17 protein-coding genes are annotated in these 20,211 nt (G+C 50.5%); 14 read left to right on the top strand and 3 right to left on the bottom strand.

Going from position 1 to position 20,211, the window contains the following annotated elements:
• The first annotated feature begins 11 nt into the window (after positions 1-11).
• The 11 genes from GU926_RS03750 (at position 12) to GU926_RS03800 (ending at position 15,357) form a co-directional block, all read left to right on the top strand.
• On the top strand, positions 12-725 hold the full coding sequence (locus tag GU926_RS03750) for a hypothetical protein (protein ID WP_160689152.1): 714 nt from the start codon (positions 12-14) through the stop codon (positions 723-725).
• 30 nt (positions 726-755) lie between these two features.
• Positions 756-1,346: a hypothetical protein gene (locus GU926_RS03755; RefSeq protein WP_160689154.1), complete on the top strand. Its 591-nt coding sequence runs from the start codon at positions 756-758 to the stop codon at positions 1,344-1,346.
• Between the two features lie 345 nt (positions 1,347-1,691).
• A complete protein-coding gene (locus GU926_RS03760; protein ID WP_160689156.1) occupies positions 1,692-2,537 on the top strand; it encodes a prephenate dehydratase domain-containing protein in 846 nt (281 codons plus the stop codon).
• Entirely contained in the window at positions 2,534-3,727 is a 1,194-nt protein-coding gene (locus GU926_RS03765; RefSeq protein ID WP_198001457.1) for a pyridoxal phosphate-dependent aminotransferase, read from the top strand. Before GU926_RS03760 ends, GU926_RS03765 begins: the two co-directional genes overlap by 4 nt.
• Positions 3,714-4,829: a chorismate mutase gene (locus tag GU926_RS03770; RefSeq protein ID WP_160689158.1), complete on the top strand. Its 1,116-nt coding sequence runs from the start codon at positions 3,714-3,716 to the stop codon at positions 4,827-4,829. The genes GU926_RS03765 and GU926_RS03770 overlap by 14 nt, the downstream gene beginning before the upstream one ends.
• 164 nt (positions 4,830-4,993) lie before the next feature.
• Positions 4,994-5,995 (top strand): alpha/beta fold hydrolase, encoded by a 1,002-nt coding sequence (locus GU926_RS03775; protein WP_160689160.1) that lies wholly within the window; start codon positions 4,994-4,996, stop codon positions 5,993-5,995.
• A 136-nt stretch (positions 5,996-6,131) separates the two neighbouring features.
• Positions 6,132-9,071, top strand: coding sequence for an outer membrane beta-barrel protein (locus GU926_RS03780; RefSeq protein WP_160689162.1), 2,940 nt, complete (start codon positions 6,132-6,134; stop codon positions 9,069-9,071).
• 145 nt (positions 9,072-9,216) lie between these two features.
• Positions 9,217-9,564, top strand: a complete 348-nt coding sequence (locus GU926_RS03785; protein ID WP_160689164.1) for an MmcQ/YjbR family DNA-binding protein — start codon at positions 9,217-9,219, stop codon at positions 9,562-9,564.
• Positions 9,565-10,020: 456 nt separating this feature from the next.
• Complete coding sequence (locus tag GU926_RS03790) at positions 10,021-12,441, top strand: TonB-dependent receptor (RefSeq protein ID WP_160689166.1); 2,421 nt, start codon at positions 10,021-10,023, stop codon at positions 12,439-12,441.
• Positions 12,442-12,996: 555 nt separating this feature from the next.
• Complete coding sequence (locus GU926_RS03795) at positions 12,997-14,082, top strand: 3-oxoacyl-ACP synthase III family protein (protein WP_160689168.1); 1,086 nt, start codon at positions 12,997-12,999, stop codon at positions 14,080-14,082.
• A 138-nt stretch (positions 14,083-14,220) separates the two neighbouring features.
• Entirely contained in the window at positions 14,221-15,357 is a 1,137-nt protein-coding gene (locus GU926_RS03800) for an FAD-dependent monooxygenase (RefSeq protein ID WP_160689170.1), read from the top strand.
• 130 nt (positions 15,358-15,487) lie between these two features.
• Here GU926_RS03800 and GU926_RS03805 read toward each other — a convergent pair whose 3' ends face one another.
• Positions 15,488-16,438 (bottom strand): aldo/keto reductase, encoded by a 951-nt coding sequence (locus GU926_RS03805; RefSeq protein WP_160689172.1) that lies wholly within the window; start codon positions 16,436-16,438, stop codon positions 15,488-15,490.
• A gap of 89 nt (positions 16,439-16,527) precedes the next feature.
• Positions 16,528-17,160, bottom strand: a complete 633-nt coding sequence (locus GU926_RS03810) for a nitroreductase family protein (RefSeq protein ID WP_160689174.1) — start codon at positions 17,158-17,160, stop codon at positions 16,528-16,530.
• 117 nt (positions 17,161-17,277) lie between these two features.
• Here GU926_RS03810 and GU926_RS03815 point away from each other — a divergent pair, with 117 nt between their 5' ends.
• Positions 17,278-17,643, top strand: coding sequence for a winged helix-turn-helix transcriptional regulator (locus tag GU926_RS03815; protein WP_160689176.1), 366 nt, complete (start codon positions 17,278-17,280; stop codon positions 17,641-17,643).
• Between the two features lie 74 nt (positions 17,644-17,717).
• Here GU926_RS03815 and GU926_RS03820 read toward each other — a convergent pair whose 3' ends face one another.
• Positions 17,718-18,974, bottom strand: coding sequence for a dicarboxylate/amino acid:cation symporter (locus tag GU926_RS03820; RefSeq protein WP_160689178.1), 1,257 nt, complete (start codon positions 18,972-18,974; stop codon positions 17,718-17,720).
• A 288-nt stretch (positions 18,975-19,262) separates the two neighbouring features.
• Between GU926_RS03820 and parS the strand changes: the two genes are divergently transcribed.
• Both parS and GU926_RS03830 read left to right on the top strand, forming a co-directional pair.
• Positions 19,263-19,691 carry a type II RES/Xre toxin-antitoxin system antitoxin gene (gene parS, locus GU926_RS03825; RefSeq protein ID WP_160689180.1) on the top strand — a complete coding sequence of 143 codons (429 nt, stop codon included), beginning with the start codon at positions 19,263-19,265 and terminating at the stop codon, positions 19,689-19,691.
• Positions 19,688-20,149 carry an RES family NAD+ phosphorylase gene (locus GU926_RS03830; RefSeq protein ID WP_160689182.1) on the top strand — a complete coding sequence of 154 codons (462 nt, stop codon included), beginning with the start codon at positions 19,688-19,690 and terminating at the stop codon, positions 20,147-20,149. Before parS ends, GU926_RS03830 begins: the two co-directional genes overlap by 4 nt.
• The last annotated feature ends 62 nt before the right edge of the window (positions 20,150-20,211 follow it).

The following is a 20,211-nucleotide window of genomic DNA, read 5'->3' on the forward strand; positions in this document are numbered from 1 at the left end:
CAAACGTTAAAATGAAAACAATTCTACTTGCCTTGTTCTGTGTTTTGTGTGCTCAAGGAGCATGGGCTCAGGACCTCATTGTGAAAAGAAACGGCGAGGAAATCAGCGCCAAGATTCTGGAGATAACGCCAGACGTCATCCAATATAAACGCTTCGACTACCAGGACAGCCCCCTCATCTCCATAGCCAAAAAGGAAGTGTTCATGATCAAGTATGCCAATGGCAGCAAAGAAGTCATAACCACTACCTTGTCGCCCGCGCCCATTACCTTCAACAACGTAGATCCTACCCTTGGCCAGGAAGCCATTAAACTGGGTGGTCCCCGGTTAGGCTTCACCGCGATAGGAGGTACGTTAGCGGATGAGCTCAAAGAAGACCACAACCTTAACCCCTTCCTCACGCAGTTTGGCTGGCAGTTTGAAACCCGCCTGTTCACTACTTCCAAAGGTTTGACTGGTCTGGCAGAGTTTGTTCCCTTAGTGGGCGGTTTGGAACAAGGAGCTTTTCTGCCAAGTTTGAGCGCCTTGGTGGGCCTGCGCGGCGCCAAAGGATTTGAGTTTGGAGTGGGACCCAACGTTTCGCCGGCGGGCGCTGGGCTGGTGTTTGCCTTGGGCACCAACTTGCAGTCTGAGGGCATCAACTTCCCTATCAATCTGGCGGTGGTGCCTAGTAGGGACGGCGTACGGGCCAGCGTATTATTTGGGTTCAACTCCCGCAAAAACTGATTAGAGTCTCACATAACAGCCTTTATCCAGATGAAAAAAAGACTACTATTCATGGTGTTGTTCGCCTTGGTTTGTTTACAACCGCTTATGGCCCAGGACATCATCTTAAAAATGACCGGCGAAGAAATTAAGGCCAAGGTTATGGAAATCTCCCTGTCCCAGGTACGGTTTAAATTGACGGATAGCCCCACTGACAGCGTGCACGCACTCCCGAGAAGCGAAGTTTTCATGATTACGTTTGCCAACGGCGCCAAGGAAGTGCTAAACCAGGAGCCAGCAGATACTACCAGTGCAGAGGTCATGACTCCCCAGCAGATGTACCAGCTGGGTACAAAAGACGCGAAGGCTTACTACAAAGGAAGAGATGTAATTTGGGCCAGCGCAGCTACCACCATGCTGTTTCTACCCGCTCCTATTATCATGGGCGCCATTCCGCCTAAGATTAAACCCACAGAGGTTTCTAACATTGACTACCTCAAAAACAACTATTACGTGAAGGGTTACAAAAAGCAGGCGCACAAAAAGAAGATTGGCAAAGTGGCCATTGGAACGGGCGTGGGCCTTTTAACCACTGCTGCCATTAGTGTGATTGTCTTCATGACCGCCATGAACTCCATGTAAGCCAGCCGGCCGTTTTTGGCCTGTTTTCTGGAAAATTAGCCAAAAACGGGCCTAATCTAGTTTAATTTGAAGGATTTAGAAAAATCGAATTGGCTCAAACTAACAACCGTTTTTTATCTGATTATCAAATTATTAGCCTTTTTATTTTGTAATTCAAGTCCCGGGCCGTACGTTTGGTCTACCTATTGACATAAGATGATTCAGCACCACGCATTTTTCTTTGGTTATTACTTTTTTGGACCTTACAAGGGGCTCAACTGGTAAACCTATGCGTTGAAAACATAACACATACAACACCTGAAGCCCCGCCCACCAGCGGGGCTTTTTTATTGGCAAAAATGTAAGATGAGAATAGCAATTCAAGGAGGCCCAGCCTCTTTTCATGACGTACTGACAAGAACTATTTTTGAAGAGACTTCCCTGGAAGTTCTGCATTGTGACACCTTTGAGCAAGTAGGCCAACTTTTGGCAGACGGTAGCGCTGCCCGGGCGGTCATGGCCGTGGAGAATACCCTGGCCGGGCCTTTGCTGAATAACTTCAAGTTAGTGCAACAGCATCAGTTCCATATTCTGGAGGAGCACTGGCTGCCCATTGACCAAACGCTGATGGCGTTACCAGGCCAGACCTTGCAGAACCTTCAGGAAGTATGGTCGCACCCCGTGGCCCTGCAGCAGTGCAGCCGTTTGTTTGAGCAGCATCCATACCTGGTGGCCACGGCCAAGGCAGACACCGCCGACAGCGCCCGCCAGATTCAAGAACAGCAATTGAAAGGCATAGGAGCCATCGCAAGCCTTGCCGCCGCCGCCTTATATGACCTAACCGTTTTGCAAGCACAGGCCGCAGACACCCGTCACAACTATACCCGCTTTTTCCTTTTGTCTAAAGAGCGCCGCGGCGCGCATGTTCCCGCCACCAAAGCGAGCCTTATTGTACCTATCCTATCTGTAAATTCCTCCGCCGCTTTAGTCAGCCAGCTCAAAAAAATTCTGGGGAAGAAATTGTCCCTTTGCCAGGAGTTGCCGGGCGGTAAAAACCCAGAACTGCTGGTGGAAGTGTCTTGCCCGAATGAAAAGGAATTGATCTTCGCCCTGAAAAAATTGAAGTCCCTTGAGCCTCGGGTTCAATTGCTGGGCATGTACCAAGGCAAGCCTGCACCGCAACTATCGTCAATTCTAGATTCTGCCCTATGATTATTTCCAGCGCTCACCGGTTGCAGAACGTGCCAGAATACTACTTTTCCAGAAAGCTGGCAGAGGTACGGGCTTTGCAGGCAGCCGATAAACACATCATTAACCTGGGCATTGGCGATCCTGATTTGCTGCCCTCCCCAGAAACTGTGCAGGGTCTTGTGCAGGCTGCCGTCCGTCCAGAAGCCCACCACTATCAGCCCTCTGCCGGTGCGCTGCCTTTAAAAAAAGCCTTTGCACGTTGGTACCTGAAAACCTACGGAGTCACGCTTGACCCTAAGTCAGAGGTTCTTCCTTTGATGGGCTCCAAAGAAGGCATCTTTCATATTTCCATGGCCTTTCTGAACCCGGGAGATCAAGTGCTTCTGCCAGACCCCGGCTACCCGGCCTATACGGCGGTAACAAAACTAGTAGGTGCGCAGCCGGTTCCATATGCCCTAACCCAGGAGAACGACTGGCAACCAGATTTGGACCAGTTAGAAGCGGTGCTGCAAGGCGGCAAGGTTAAACTCATGTGGGTGAATTATCCGCATATGCCCACGGGGGCCGGCGCCTGCATAACAATGTTGGATGCCCTCATTGTCCTAGCCAAAAAGTATAAGTTTCTACTGGTGAATGACAATCCTTATAGCCTGGTATTGCCACAGGAATCGCCGGTAAGCCTGCTTTCCAGACCGGGAGCCGAGAAGTGCTGCCTGGAACTTAACTCTCTGAGCAAATCGCATAACATGGCGGGATGGCGCGTGGGCGTGGTGGCAGGAAATGGTGCGTATTTGAGCTGCCTGCTCCAGGTGAAGAGCAATCTGGACTCTGGCATGTTTCTGCCCGTGCAACAGGCCGCCATCAAAGCCTTGCACAATCCAGAGACTTGGCATGACCACCAAAACCAAGAATACCAGAAGCGCAAACAGGTAGTCTTTGAGCTACTTGATCTCTTGGATTGCCACTACCAAACCAACACGCACGGTCTTTTTGTCTGGGCCAGAGTGCCGGACCATGTTCTAGACACAGAAGCCTTTTTAGACGAACTCCTCTATGAGGCCGGAATATTCCTGACTCCGGGCAAAATCTTCGGGAAGCAAGGCGAGCGGTACCTACGGGTCTCGCTCTGTTCACCAGTATCTCAGTTAAAAGAAGCCATTCAAAGAATTCAACATCACCTTTTACCCAAGAATACCCATGCAAGTATCTAACAACTCCCTTACCATCACCGCCCGAACCAAAATTTTAAACGGCGGCCCACTGCCAACCGTCATTGCTGGTCCCTGCAGCGCTGAAACCGAAGAACAAATGCTCCAAACCGCCAGGGCTCTGCAGCAGGATCACCGCGTGTCGGTGTTCAGGGCGGGCATCTGGAAACCCCGCACTCGGCCAGGCTTGTTTGAAGGAATTGGCCAGGTGGGTTTGGAATGGCTACAGAACGTGAAAAGTGAGACCGGCCTGCAAACTGCGGTGGAGGTGGCCAATACGCAGCACGTAGAACAGGCCCTTCGGCATGGGGTGGACATTTTGTGGGTGGGTGCCAGAACCACCGTCAATCCTTTCTCTGTACAGGAGATAGCTGATGCCCTGCAAGGTGTGGACATTCCGGTGCTGGTGAAGAACCCCGTCAACCCAGACATCCAGTTGTGGCTGGGCGCCCTGGAACGACTGAACCGCGCCGGCATCACAGACCTGGGACTCATTCATAGGGGCTTTTCCACCGTCAACAATAAACCGTACCGCAACCATCCCAAATGGGAAGCCATTGCCCAGATAAGAGCCCTCGCGCCTGGAGTTCCTTTGATCTGTGACCCCAGCCATATTGCTGGCCGCCGCGACCTGTTACAGACTGTTAGTCAGCAGGCGCTTCACCTGGGCGCAGACGGCCTCATGATTGAAACCCATTGCAACCCAGACGCTGCGTTAAGCGATGCCTCCCAACAAGTGACTCCCGCGGGCTTAGACGCGCTCCTCACTTCTTTGGACCTGGAATCTGAGCGGGTGGCCAACACGGGACAGTTGCAGGAATTAAGAATGATTGTGGACAGATTGGACCAGGACCTGCTGCACCTGCTCTTCCTCCGGACGGATGTTTCGGAACGCATTGGCGCCTACAAGAAAACACATGGCCTGGATGTTTTTCAGGCGGGACGCTGGCGCGATGTACTGGAGAACAGACTCACCATTGCCCGCGAAATTGGCTTGGACGAGCATTATGTAAAAGCCATCTTTGACATCATCCACAACCAGTCCATCGGGCTACAAAACGAAGTAGTGGCCTCTTCTGCTCCTGTTCAGGAAACCGCCCACTAAATGAAGTTTTCTCTGCATGGAATAGATAATTATACCGGTCGTTTTTGGCTTGTTTTCTGGAAAACAAGCCAAAAACGACCGGTATCAAAGTAGTATCACTTGAGAAACCCCAACAACAGGCCAGATTGCTTTGCGTTACTCTAGAACAACCATTTTGTAGAGTTATGACGCATTTCAAATACCTAAGCCTTCTTCTGCTTTTTGTGTCCCAGATAGGCGTTGCCCAGGCGCAGCCGAAACCTTTGGACCCAGACCTAACCAAGTACACCTACCCTTTTCCGGTGCATTTCCATTCCCTCACCGTGCAGCGGCAGGCAGTTAAAATGGCGTTCATGGACGTGAAGCCGTCCACTCCTAACGGGAAGTCCGTTTTGCTTTTGCACGGCAAGAACTTCAACGGGGCGTATTGGGAACAAACTGCCAAAGACCTGAGCAAAAATGGCTTTAGAGTGATCATCCCAGACCAAATAGGTTTTGGCAAATCCAGTAAGCCGCAGAACATCCAGTACAGTTTTCAGATGCTGGCACAAAACACCAAAAGCTTGCTAGACAGTCTGGGCGTAAAGCAGGTGGCGGTGCTGGGGCATTCCATGGGCGGCATGCTGGCCACGCGCTTTGCGCTTATGTACCCAGAGACTACGGAAAAACTCATCCTGGAAAACCCCATTGGCCTGGAAGACTGGAAACGCTGGGTGCCCTATCAATCCATAGAAAAATGGTACGCCGGGGAGCTCAAGCAGAACTATGAGACCATCAAAAAATATCAGCTGGATAATTATTATGGTGGAACATGGGACCCCAAGTATGATGAGTGGGCGAACGTTCTGGCCGGTTGGACCTTACACCCGGAATATCCTAAAATAGCCTGGGTTTCGGCGCTCACCTATGACATGATTTTCACGCAACCGGTAGTGTATGAGTTCAGCCAGGTGAAAGCGCCTACCCTCCTGCTCATTGGTCAACGCGACAAGACCGCCTTGGGCAAGGCCAACGCCCGTCCCGAAGACCGCGCCCTGCTGGGTAATTACCCCGCACTGGGCAAGGAGATCGCTAAGAAGATTCCAAACGCTAAATTGGTGGAGCTGGCCAACGTGGGCCATTTGCCGCACATAGAGGCCTATGACCGGTTTCTTGTCCCTCTGCTGCAATTCCTGAATAGTAAGTGAAAAGGTTTTCTGCCGTAAATTCTGACTAATCTGTTTTTGGGCTGTTTTCTGAGAAACAGCCCAAAAACAGATTATTTTTCAGAGGGTGGTTAAACCTTTTGGAGTGGGTTCAGTCAAAGTCCAAACCATTCCAGCAATGAAAAAACAACATTTACTCTTTCTTCTATTTTTCACCCTTTCCTTTACGGCCTTCAGCCAGTCCACGTCGGTGAGTGGAACGGTGGAAGGTGGCGGGTCTCCCCTTATTGGGGCCACGGTAGCGCTCCTTAAAGCAGATTCAACGGTGTTCAGAGGAGCCGCGACTGACGTTGACGGCGGGTTTCAAATCGCCGGCGTACCTGCCGGTCGTTATATCATCAAGGCTTCTTATTTAGGCTTCTCTGATTTTTACCGCGGCGTAACCGTGGGCGGCACGCCGGTAAGCATGGGCACCCTCACCTTGTCCAGCGCCAGCAGACGCCTGCGCGAAGTAGAAGTAGTAGGCAGAGCCGCCACCGTGATCACCAAGGCAGACACCGCTGAAATGAACGCCGCGGCCTATAAAGTCAACAAAGACGCCAACGCCGAAAACCTGATTCAGAAAATGCCGGGCGTCACCATCCAGAACGGTCAGGTGCAAGCCCAGGGCGAACGCGTGCAGCGCGTTCTGGTGGACGGAAAAGAATTCTTCGGCGAAGACCCAAACGCGGTCCTGAAAAACCTTCCTGCCGAGGTGATCTCCAAAATACAAGTGTTTGACCGTCAGAGTGACCAGTCCCAGTTCACTGGGTTCAGCGACGGCAATGAGCAAAAAACCATCAACATCATCACCAAGCCAGAATTCAGAACCGGGCAGTTTGGGCGTTTCAGCGCAGGCGTTGGTACAGATGAGCGCTTTAGACTAAGCGGCAACATCAACCAGTTTAAAGGTGACCAGCGCATTTCTATAGTGGCCTTGAGCAACAATGTAAATGAGCAAAATTTTTCTTCTGAAGATCTTGTTGGTGTGGCAAGCGCCAGTTCCAGAGGAGGCGGCAACCGTGGCGGCGGTGGCGGTGGCCCACGCGGAGGAGGCGGCGGGTTTGGCGGCGGTAACAATACGGGAGATTTCTTGGTGAATTCCAGCAACGGCATTGCCACTACCAACGCCATTGGTATCAACTACCTGGACAAATTGGGTAAGAAAGTAGACGTGCAGGGCAGCTACTTCTTTAATTACACTAACAATGACAACAACTACAACACCCTAAGAGAGTTTGATTTTAATAATCCTGGGGCGTATGATGTCAATGAGGGTGGTCTTTCTGATGCCAAAAACCAGAACCATCGCCTTAACCTGCGCATTACCTACAACATTGACTCTGCCAACTCCATCATCATCCGACCAAGACTGAGCTTGCAGCAAAACAAAGGAGATAGTTTTACGGAATCCAGGCTCTTCTCAGATTCTCAAATTGAATCAACCCAGCTTTTATTGAAGAACTTTGACAATACTTTTCTTTCTGACTTAACAGGCATTAACTTCAATAATAGCATCTTATACCGCCACAGCTTTGCCAAGAGAGGGAGAACCATCAGCTTGGATGTCAACAACGGCTACAACCAAAACAAAGGTGATAACAGAAATGACATCATCTTCTTGAAGGACTTAGTGAATGAAGGCGATGACTCCTTGGTATACCTCACGTCTAACTTAGACAACAGAGGCTACAACGTGGGTGCCAATTTGAATTACACAGAGCCCCTCAGCCAAAAAACACAATTACAGTTGACGTATGTGACCAACTACTCAAACTCAGACGGTGACAGACGCACATTCCAGTACCGTCCGGTTACAGAACTTTATGATAGTTTGGTAGTAAATCAGTCCAGTACGGTAGACAACCGCACCTTTACCCAGGAGTTTGGTGGAGGCTGGCGCTATAATACCAAAGACTTCCAAGTGATGCTGAACGCCCGCTACCAATGGCTGGAGCTTTCTACAGACCAGATGTACCCTAGAGCACTGGACACGGTCAGAAACTATCACAACATTTTACCGTTTGCCATGCTGCGTTACAATTTTACGCAAGACCGAAACGTGCGTATTTTCTACAATGGCCGTTCCCAGACACCTTCTGTGGACCAGTTGCAGGGCGCGGTGGATTACTCCAACCCCACCATTCTCACCCAAGGCAACCCAAACCTGGGCCAGAGCTTTAACCACAGCTTTAACGTCCGTTATTCTTCTGCCAATCCAGGTAAGTCTGCCTCGTTCTTTGCCGTATTCGGTGGGTCGTTTGCTCAGGATTACTTGGGCCGAAGCACCATCATTAACAATGGCCCAGACACCAACGGACGTGAGGTGGAAGATGAACCGGTTGCGACGGGTACTGGCGTTTTCTTGGGAAGAGGCCAGCAGCTTTCCAGATCGATTAACCTGGATGGACAATATTCCTTCCGCTCGTTCTTAAATTATGGCTTTCCGCTTAATTTCATCAAGTCCAACCTCAACCTCAACGCCAACGCCACCTATTCCAAAACACCGTCCTTGTACAGTGATTTTGGAACGTCCTATCAACCAGTTGCCAATGACAGTAAAACGGCTAACTTGGGTGGCGGGGTAGTGTTGAGCAGTAACATTAGTGAGAACTTTGACTTTTTGATTTCAACCAACGGAACCTACAACCAGGTAGAATACGCCTACCGTACCACTCAAAACAATGACTACTACAATCAAAGCAGTTTGCTAAGGTTGAACTGGGTGCTTTGGAAAGGCTTGACCCTCACATCTGAGTTAAACCACCAATACAACGGTGGTCTGGCCGAAGACATTGACAACACCTTTACACTTCTGAATGGCAGCGTAGGCTACAAGTTCTTGAAAGACAGAAAAGCCGAAATTAGACTTTCTGGTTTTGACTTACTGGGTGAGAATAATAGCCTGAATGTATTATTCCAGGACAACTACAGAGAAACTACGCAAACTACGGTATTGCAACGCTACTTCATGGTGAGCTTTGTGTACAACCTGCGCATGTTTGGCGGAGCGGGTGCCAGACCAATGCAGCAACAACAAGGTCCGGGTAACTTCCAGCGGGGCGGCGGCATGCATTAATCTGCGCCCAGCAAAAGAGAATTACTGTGCGGCTTCTGATTTTGGCTTGTTTTATGGAAAACAGCCCAAAATCAGAAGCCGCTTTTTTTGCCCGCCGTTTTTGGCTTATTTTTGAGGAATTACGCCAAAAACGTCCTTCTCCGCTATGCACCTGGAAGCCCTCAGAGCCTACTGCCTTTCTTTAGCTGCCGTCACCGAAGACGTGAAATGGGACCATGACCTGTGCTTTTCCATTGGCGGGAAAATGTTCTGCGTGGCCAGCATGGAACCGCCCTTTTCCTTTTCGTTCAAGGTGGACGCAGAGGATTTCCAGGCTCTCTCTGCAATGCCTGGTTTGAGTCCCGCCCCGTACCTGGCCCGCTATCATTGGGTTCTGGCAAACGAAGGCCATACGCTTTCCAGCCAGGAAATTGAGCACCGCGTGCGGGAATCCTATGAGTTGATTAAAAGCAAACTACCTAAAAAGGTGCTCAAAGAAGCCGGACTTCTGTAACAGCATCGCTTTCTTAAAAAATCCTTCCTTTTCTCCTTCCTGCAGCAATTACGTATGAACCGCCTTTCGCTGCCCATCTCTGAACCTGCATGCCTTTCCCTTCGTGTGCTTTAAAACTTCTTTACTTTCCCTACAATCTTGAAATGCTCCAATCTGGGTTTGGACGCCATCAAGGCGGCACTAGGTGATCCAGTCCGCCTATTCCCCAACTTTCTTGGGTATTCAATTGATTATGTGCGCTTTGCCAAACAGGCTCGTGTGAGACAAAATAGATAAAAGCTCCCAACTCAGACTATTTTTACACACCTCTGCACAAAAAATGGAACATTCAAAACGAGTTGGTAATGGAATCACTCCCATCAAAATTTTTAAATAATCTAAATTTTATTTGGAACGCGTCTAAATAGGCTGTTAGTTTGCATCAGTTTAGAACAAGTCTAAATAAATTTAAACCCCATGCATTCTACCTATACCTATTCAAATACCCCCAAAAGCCTACTCCTTCTTTGTTTCTTTTTCTTGTCCTCCTTGTCTTTAATGGCGCAGCAAAATGTGTTGCGCGGAAGAATCACCACTCCTGACGGGGAGCCTGCCGCTTATGTGTCTGTGTTGTTGAAGGAAGCCAATCGGGCAGCCATCACCTCAGAGGAAGGAACGTACCAGTTCAAACACATTCCGGCGGGCACCTACACGCTCATGGCCACCTGCATCGGTTTTGAGTCGCAGGAGAAAACCATCAGCGTAGCGGCGGGCCAGACAAACATCCAGGATTTCACGGTCACCAAAACCTCTACCCAGTTGCAGGAAGTGACTGTGACGGGTCGTCAGTCCATTAATGAGAAACCGATGGCTATTGGCAAAATAGCCATTAAGCCGCTAGACCTTCCGCAGAGCACCACCATCATTGGCGCAGAGGTGCTGGAAAAACAACAGGTACAGACCTTGGGCGAGGTCTTGCAGAACGTGAATGGCGTTTACCAAATGGGCGCCACCGGTGGCACACAGGAAGAAATTGCCGGCCGGGGCTTCGCGTTTGGCAGCAGCAACACCTTTAAAAACGGATCACGGTTCAACAACGGCATCATGCCAGAAATGTCTGGTTTGGAGCGGGTAGAAGTCTTGAAAGGCAGCAACGCCATTTTGTTTGGCAACGTGGCCGCCGGCGGCGTTTTGAACCTGGTGACCAAGAAGCCCAAGTTTGAGCATGGTGGAGAGGTGAGCCTGCGCGCGGGTAGCTATGACTATTACAAACCGGCCATTGATGTGTATGGGGCCATTAACCACAGTGAAAAAGTGGCCTATCGGTTGAATACTTCTTATCTTAATTCGGGTAGTTTCAGGGACCAGGTGAAGGCAGAGCGCTTTTACATCAACCCATCGCTTCTTTTCAAGGCCGGTGCCAAGACAGACATCTTGCTGGAAGGCGACTACATGCACGACACCCGCACGCCAGATTACGGGGTGGGCGCCATCAACTACGCCATCACAGACCTTCCCAGAAGCGCGTATTTAGGCGTTTCCTTCGGCAAAAACGAGGTGAAGCAACGCAGTGCTATGGCTACCATCACGCACCGCCTCAATGACAAGTTTGAAATCAGAAGCACCAGCTCTTTTCAGAACTACAACGTGGCCCTGCTCACTACCTCCCGCCCTACCAACTTTGTCCTGGACGCCGAAGGCAGATACAACGGTGACCTGAAAAGAGGCTTGCAGCGCTCAGCCTCTGATGAGAAGTATTACCTGACCCAACTGGATTTGACAGGCAAGTTTAACACCGGCTTCTTGCAGCACACCTTGCTGGTAGGCGCAGACGTGGACAAATATGACACAGAGGCTCCTTCTTTCAACGCCATCAGCTCCTATGACGTCATCAACATCTACCACCTGAACCCAGACAACCAGCGCAAGGACATCCCGGACTTCATCACCAAACCCTACAACACCAAGACCGTTTCCAACCGCTTTGGTGTGTATGCCCAGGATTTGATTAGTGTTTCGGAGAAGGTGAAAGTACTGGCTGGTTTGCGCTACAGCGCCATTGACACAGAAGGCGAATCTACCGTGACCGACGCACAAACCAAGAAAGAAGTGCTAGGCACTACCAGCAGCTATGACTATGCGTTCAGCCCCAGAACCGGCGTGGTGTTCCAGCCTACCCAGAACATGTCCTTGTTTGTGAGCTATGCCAACTCTTTTACGCCTAATACCGGCACAGATGTGAACATGAAACCATTGGATCCGTCCATCACAGATCAGTATGAGGTAGGCATTAAGAATGAGCTATTGAATGGACTGTTGTCTGCCAACGTGACGGCCTACCAGATCAAGAACAGCAACTTTGCTCAAAGAGCCTTGTTTCTAGCCAATGGCGTGACGGCCAACACTAACAACAACATCAAAGAACTGGCCGGCGAGGTTACCAGCCAGGGCGTGGAAGTAGACATCATGAGTAAGCCAATGCTGGGCTGGTCTCTGCTAGGCGGCTACAGCTACAATGACACCCGCTACACAAAATCCAACACCTATGCTAAGAACGAGCGCCTGCGCTACAACCCGTCACATACGGCCAACGCCAGCCTCTTCTACTCATTCCAGAACGAAACGTTGAGTGGCTTAAACCTGGGTGCCACCGCCTTCTACGTGGGAGACCGCCTGGCCGGAAGAAACAGGACAGATGCCAACCCCAACTTTAAACTGATTGCCCTGCCCAACTACATGCTTTTTGACGCCCACGTAGGCTACACCCTGCAGCGCGTGTCTGTGCGGTTGAAACTGACCAACCTCCTGAACAAACTGAGCTACAATGCCCATGATGATAACAGCATCAACCCCATTGCGCCGCGTCAGTTCATGACCACCATTGCCTACAAATTGTAAAGATTAAAAAGATGGATGAAAAGCGTTTTTGGCCTGTTTTACCGGAAATGGGCCAAAAACGCTTTTGCTTTTAGCAGGGCATTCTCGTAATTTTATAGCACACTAAACATTCTGTTCTTATGGCCAATTGGAAAAAAGCCTTGAAACGTATGGGAGTGGCAGGTTTTCTGTTCTTCTTGATCAAAGGCCTCATCTGGATCTTTATTTTCCTGGGGGGCGCCAAACTAATTTTTGATTAAAAAGACGCTTCTTTCCTCCTGAATTCATTCCCTGCAGGCGCTGCCTTTCTTTTATTACCTCCTGATCCTGAGCATCTTCTCCAGATTACACCAATCTCCCTTTCTAGCTTTTCTGCTGCTATCTTAGAAAAGCTGAATATTTGCTATTGATTCCCATTCTTTCTTAGTACCTTCTCTTCCAGATTTCACATACCATCCTCCTGGCGCCCATCTTTGGTTGATTGGCAAAGATTTTAACAGGGGCTTTTTTTAGAGTGTGGATTCCCGTTTCCTTTTCTTCAGGTGTCATGCCTGGCTATGTTTTTCTTTGTTTAGTATGCCCGCTCCTAGTATCTCTTCCGTTATTACCGGCTCCGGTAGTTTTATTCCCGCCAACATCATTGACAACAGCCATTTTCTGGAGACAGAGTTTTTTGACGCGCAGGGTCACCGGTTGGTAGGGGCCAATGAAACCATCATCCGGAAGTTTCACCAAATCACGGGCATTCAGGAAAGGCGCTACGCAGATGCTGGCATGGTCAACTCAGACCTTGGGTACCATGCGGCGCTACTGGCCATTGAAAATGCCAACATAGACCCAGAGACTCTGGATTACATCATTGTGGCCCATAATTACGGCGATGTAAAAGACGGCTGTGGCCGCGTGGACATGGTACCTACCCTGGCGGCCCGCGTAAAGCACTTGTTACGAATCAGGAACCCGTACACCGTGGCGTATGATTTGCCCTTTGGCTGTCCGGGTTGGCTGCAGGCACTCATACAGGCCCACTATTATTTACAATCCGGGGATGCCAAGCGTATTCTGGTGATTGGCGCCGAGACCCTTTCCCGCGTATCTGACCCGCATGACCGCGACAGCATGATCTATTCTGACGGCGCCGGTGCCGTGGTTCTGGAGGCCCTGGAGACGGAAACCAAGACCGGTATTTTAAGCCATCTCACGGTTTCAGACACATACTCCCAGGCACATTGGCTCCGGAACACGCATTCTTACAATCCAGATAAACCGCAGGAACAGTTGTATATTAAGATGGATGGCCGCAAAATCTATGAATATGCGCTCACCACGGTGCCCCAAGCCATTCAAAAATGCATTCAAAAGGCAGGCCTAGATTTGGATGACATTCAAAAGGTATTGATTCATCAGGCCAACGAGAAAATGGACCAGGCCATGCTGGAGCGCTTGTTCAAGCTGTATGGCAAAGCAGAAGTACCGGCTGGTATCATGCCCATGACCGTGAACACCCTTGGCAACAACTCCGTGGCTACCCTACCAATCTTATATGACCTGGTGCAGAAACATCAATTAGGCGATCATACCTTAGAAGCTGGCCGGCCCTTGGTGTTTGCTTCTGTGGGTGCCGGCATGAACGCCAATGCCGTTGTCTACCAGATGCCTTAACCCAGTCAGAAAAGCTTTCTCTTTACCTCTTTTGAATACGCTAAGCCAGTTACGTTAAAAGCAATAATTTACGGCTTAGTATGGTGTTTTGCCACCCATTTCTGCTGAGATTTGCGGCAGTAACCAAGACAGGCAATCATGACCATTGGCATTATAGGCGGCGGCATTGGCGGACTCACCACGGCCATTGGCCTTCATCAGGTAGGCATACAGGTAGAAGTATTTGAGGCCGCGCCGGCCTTTGCCCCCGTAGGCGCCGGGTTGGCCCTGGCAGCCAACGCCATAAAAGGCTTGCAACGGCTGGGCATTGCCCAGGGCATCATCGCTCGAGGCCAGTGCCTGGATGGTTTCCATATCTTTGATGAAAAGGGCCGCCTCATCAACCGCACCGACAGCCGGGCCATGAGCGCCAAATATGGTCTGGACAACTTCGTGATACATAGGGCCAGTTTGCATGAGGCACTTTTGGAGCATTTAACCGATGTCCCCTTGCACGTAAACAAGCGCGTTCTTAAAGTAGAGAACCATGCCCAGGGAGTTACTCTGTTTTTTCAGGACGGTTCCACGCGGCAGGTGGACTTTCTGGTGGTGGCAGATGGCATCAACTCGCAGGTTCGGCAGCAGCTGTTGCCTTCGTCCAAGCCCAGATATGCGGGCTACACATGCTGGCGCGCAGTGATTGAAAACCCGGGACTCACGGCACATTATGCCTCAGAAACCTGGGGCCCTGACGGACGTGTGGGCTGGACGCCATTGCAAGACAATAAGATTTACTGGTTTGCCTGCATCAATGGTCCGCAGAATGACCCAGCCATGCGCGCCATGAACATTGAGGGGCTTCGGGCGCATTTTCAATACTACCACGCCCCCATTCCATACCTGTTTGCCGCCACTAAGCCCGAAGAACTGCTGTGGCATGATCTGTTTGACCTGGCCCCCATTTCTACCTTCGCCTTTCCCAACATTCTGCTTTTAGGAGACGCTGCCCATGCCACCACACCTAACATGGGTCAGGGAGCGTGCCAAGCCATTGAAGACGCCGCCGTGCTGACAGATGAACTGCAAAAAGACCTTGATTTTAACGCAGCGGCCCAGCGCTTTGAGAAACGCCGACTAGACCGCACTCACTGGGTCACTAACCAATCCAAGGTGTTAGGAAGCGTAGCCCAAATGTCTAACCCGTTTTTGATCAAAGCCCGAAACTTCGCGCTCAGGCACCTACCCACAAGAATCAATGACTGGCAGTTAGAAAAGGTGTATTCAGTAGATTTTTAAATCGGGAGCGGTTGTCGTTTTTGGCGTATTTACTAGAAAACAGCCCAAAAACGACCGTAGCACAGATACAAGAAAAGGCGCCCATATCCGGGCGCCTTTTCTTGTATTGGGTTCAATTAGAACAAGGTTTTTAATAGGAACTGGCCGTGTTTAGCCGTTGAATGTCATGTTCTGTCAAAGTAAGCTGCGTGGCTTTAATCAGATCTTGCAGCTGTTCTGTACTGGTGGCACTGGCAATGGGTGCAGTGATGCTGGGCCGGGCCATGAGCCAGGCCAGGGAAACCTGCGCAGGCGTGGCCTGATGATGAGCGGAAATAACGTCCAAAGCAGCTAGAATGCGTTGGCCTCGCTCATTCATAAACTTCTGCATGCCGCCGCCGCGGGCGCTCTTGCTAAAGTCCTCCTTAGAGCGGTACTTGCCCGTCAGGAAACCGCTGGCCAGGGCAGAATAGCAGATTACGCCAATCTTATTTTCCAATACCAGTCCCTCCAGCTCATGCTCATAGCCAGCGCGGCTGTACAGGTTGTATTCTGGTTGCAAAGTTTGATAGCTGGGCAGGCCATGCTCTTTACTCACCGCCAGAGCTTCTTTTAGGCGGTTGGCTTTGATGTTAGAAGCCCCAATGGCGCGTATCTTCCCTTGGTCCAACAGTCGGCTATAGGCCTCCAAGGTTTCCTGAAAAGGCGTAGAAGCATCATCCACGTGTGATTGGTACAAGTCTATGTAATCGGTTTGGAGACGCTTGAGGGATCCTTCCACGGATGTCATGATGTAGTCTTTCTTGAGGCCTTCGCGTTCTGGGGTGATTTCCCAACCCACTTTGGTGGCAATCACTACCTGATTGCGGTTGCCTCTGGCCATTAGCCACTTACCAATGATGGTCTCAGATTCGCCGCCCTGGTTGCCGGGTGCCCAACTGCTGTAAGAATCTGCCGTGTCAATCAGGTTCAGGCCCGCCTCTATGAAACCGTCCAGCAGCTGGAACGAGGTTTTCTCGTCTACCGTCCACCCGAAGACGTTTCCGCCAAAGGCCAGCGGCCCTAATTCAATGCCCGTATTTCCTAAGATTTTCTTTTTCATAGTATGGTTTAAGTCCCTTGTGCCCGCCTAAAAAAGAACACCCGCCCCGGTTGAGGGAGCGGGTGCCTGTTCAATTGCATTTGTTTGTTTTACGCTATCTCCAGGAAAAGGTCTTTCTTGCTGCGGCGCACTTTCTTAGCCGTGGCCAGAAAATCCTTTTCAGTGTCACGGTACCCTAGCGCCATGATGGTAATGCTTCGTAAGCCTTTCTCTGCCAGGCCCAGCACTTTGTCCAGGGCGGCCGGGTCAAAGCCTTCCATGGGTGTGGCGTCTACGCGTTCTGCCGCCGCAGCCACCAGGCCGGTGCCCAGGGCAATGTAGCTCTGCTTGGCCGCCCACTGGAAGTTCTCTTCTGCCGTGCGGCTGTTGATGGTGCCTTTGAGGCTATCCGCGAAGCCGGCCAAGGTAGAAACGTCTACCCCGCGTTCCTGCGCAATCTGGTTCATGTAAGCATCTACCTGTTCATCGGTTAAGGTAGCCCAGGCGGCAAAGATCAACAGGTGTGAGGCTTCTACAATCTGGGGTTGGTTATAGGCAGCGGCTTGTATTTTCTTTCTCACCTCAGGATCCTGGATCACCAATACATTGTAAGGCATAAAACCCATGGACGAAGCTGATAACCTGATGGCCTCCAATATATTCTGCAGTTTCTCCTCTGGAACGGTCTCACCGGTCATGCGTTTTGTGGCATAGCGCCAGTTCAAATCTTCAATCAGTTTCATTTTGAAATTTTAAGGTGTATATACGTCATTTGTATAAACAAATTTACGTACCTTTGGTTTCAAATAGATACTAATATACCCAGGTATACCGGTATCTTACATGAAAGCTAATTTGCCATGGAAACCATCACAGTACCAGACACGGGTATGTGCATTACCCACATCCTTCCTATTAGAGACGCTTTGGACATCTTGAGCGGCAAATGGAAGATTCCCATCATTGTAGCCCTGTGCGTGCACAAGCGCCGGTTCAAAGAACTGCACCGTGATGTGGCAGGCATTACGGCCAAGATGCTTTCCAAGGAACTGAAGGAGCTGGAAATCAACAAGCTGGTAAAACGTACGGTGCATGACACCTCTCCGGTGACGGTAGAATACTCCATCACAGACTACGGCCACAGCCTGGCCCCGGTGATCAGAGAACTGCGTGACTGGGGACTCAAGCACCGGGATAAAATCATCTATCACCCAGAAGAGGCCTAAGCCGATTCTCCTTCAATGACCTTAGCCGTTTTTGGGCTGTTTTCTGATAAACAGCCCAAAAACGGCTTTTTCATTTACCGTAATAGTTTGCGGGCCTGGTGTACGTCTAGTCCGTTTTCCCATTTAGCTACAAAGAGCGTAGCTACGGCATTGCCTACCAGGTTAGTGAGCGCCCGCGCCTCACTCATGAACCGGTCAATGCCCAATATAAGCGCCAACCCGGCCACGGGAATGCCTCCTACCGCCGGCAACGTGGCCGCCAAGGTGATAAAGCCGCTCCCCGTCACGCCGGCCGCTCCTTTTGAGGTGAGCATGAGTACCAGCAGCAAGGTGACTTGTTGCTGCAGGCCCATGGGCGTGTCGGTGGCCTGGGCTACGAACACGGCAGCCATGGTCAGGTAGATGGAGGTGCCGTCCAGGTTAAAGGAGTAACCAGTAGGTACCACTAGGCCTACCACGGGTTTGGCGCAGCCGGCTTGCTCCAATTTTTCCATCAGGCTGGGCAGCGCCGCCTCAGAGGAAGAAGTTCCCAGGACAATGAGCAGCTCTTCGCGCAGGTACTTGAGCAGGGAAATGATGGAAAATCCCATGGCTTTCATGATGGCGCCCAGCACCAGAAGCACAAACAGAATGCAGGTAAGATAAAAAGCGCCCATCAGCTGGCCCAGCGCCCCTAAAGACGCCAACCCGTACTTGCCAATGGTGTAGCCCATGGCCCCAAGTGCTCCCAAAGGCGCTACTTTCATGATGATGTGAATGACGGCGAACAACCCATTGGCAAACGACTGGATGACCGTGAGAATGGGCGCAGCCTTCGGGCCAATCTTAGACAACCCAAACCCGAACAGCACCGAGAAGAACAGAATCTGCAGCAGTTCACCTTTGGCCAGGGCGTCTATGATGTTCTCAGGGATAATGTGCAGCAGAAACCCGATGACGCCTTCCGTTTCCTGCTTTTTCTGGGTGAGTGCGTTCAAGGCGGTGGCGTCTAAACTGGCGGGGTCAATGTGCATGCCTCGTCCCGGACCCACCAGGTTCACTACCAACAAGCCTAACACCAGGGCAATGGTGGTGAGCACCTCAAAATACAGTAATGCCTTTACGCCCACGCGCCCCACCTGCTTCATGTCCTGCATGCCGGCAATGCCCGTCACGATGGTACAAAACACCACCGGCCCAATCATCATTTTCACCAGCCGAATGAAGGCGTCTCCTAAAGGTTTTAACTGCACCGCCACGTCTGGCACATAATGACCTAGGGCGATGCCTAACAAGATAGCAGCAATGACCTGGGCATACAGACTTTTATACAGCGGCTTTTTGGATAGCATTTAGACGGAGGGCTTATTTTGGCAGCTTAAGATTACACAGATAGTTGCACAGTGGCAAATCTCTGCCCTCTCCATCGCCCGTGGGCATAGCAAAAATCCGTTTTTAGCCTCTTTCCTGTAAAACAAGCCAAAAACGACGACATGTCTTAAATTGACTATATTTTATTTATTATGTTAAATTAAATCATTTGTGCACTTTCAACATTGCCGTTGCTTTAAACTATTTTATGACAAGTGTCGTTAATTTATAGACAAGTTTCGTATCTTTCCTTTCAATTTGTAGACACCATGAGCAAGGCCCTAACTTTAGACACTACCCTTTCCAACAGTTCTGTAGATGACAGAGACATTCTGCTGTTGGTGCAGACGGTGCGCGCGGGCATCAAGTACCCGCTTTTTGTGAAGATTGCGAGCCAGAGCCCTTTTAATTTAAGTGAATGGTCTGTGTTTCTGCATTTGTCTGAGCGCACCATTCAGCGCTACAAGAAAGAAAAGAAAACCTTTGACCCTATCCACTCAGAGAAGATTCTGGAAGTGACCCTGCTGTACAAGCGCGGCACAGAGGTGTTTGGTAGTACAGAGAATTTCAATGCCTGGCTGGAGGCGAAGAACGTGGCCCTGGGTGGCATCACGCCCAAGAGCCTGCTGGATACTACCTTCGGGATAAGCTTGCTCAAGGACGAGCTGACCCGCATTGAACATGGCGTGCTGGCATGATTGTATTCAGGCTGAGCAAGGGCTTGTACAAAACTGATTTGTCGGGCCGCGGGGCAGAGTTGGTGGGTGGCCGATGGAACAGCAAAGGCACAGCTCTGGTGTATACCTGTGAGTCCCGGGCTTTGTGTACCACTGAGATTGCCGTGCACACCCCGCTGGGCATTCTTCCCTCTGACTACTGGCTCATCACCATTGAAGTACCAGACACTCTTCCGGTTTCTGAACTCGTGCAAGAGGCACTTCCACCAGACTGGAAAGCGTTTCCGCACCCCAACGCCACGCAACTCCTGGGTGATTCTTTTGTGCGCGAAGGGCAATACGTAGCCATGAAAGTACCATCTGCGGTAGTCCACGGCGACCATAACTTTCTGCTTAACCCCAGACACCCAGACTTCAGGCATATCAAGATTCTTGAATCGGAGCCCTTCCCTTTTGATGAGCGGTTGTTTATCAAGTAAAATCCACCACCTGCCTTATGAAAGGTAAATCCTCTAAAAATACCCGCGTAAAGTAACCTTCA

The organism is Nibribacter ruber (genome assembly GCF_009913235.1).
GTDB classification, from domain to species: Bacteria; Bacteroidota; Bacteroidia; order Cytophagales; family Hymenobacteraceae; genus Nibribacter; species Nibribacter ruber.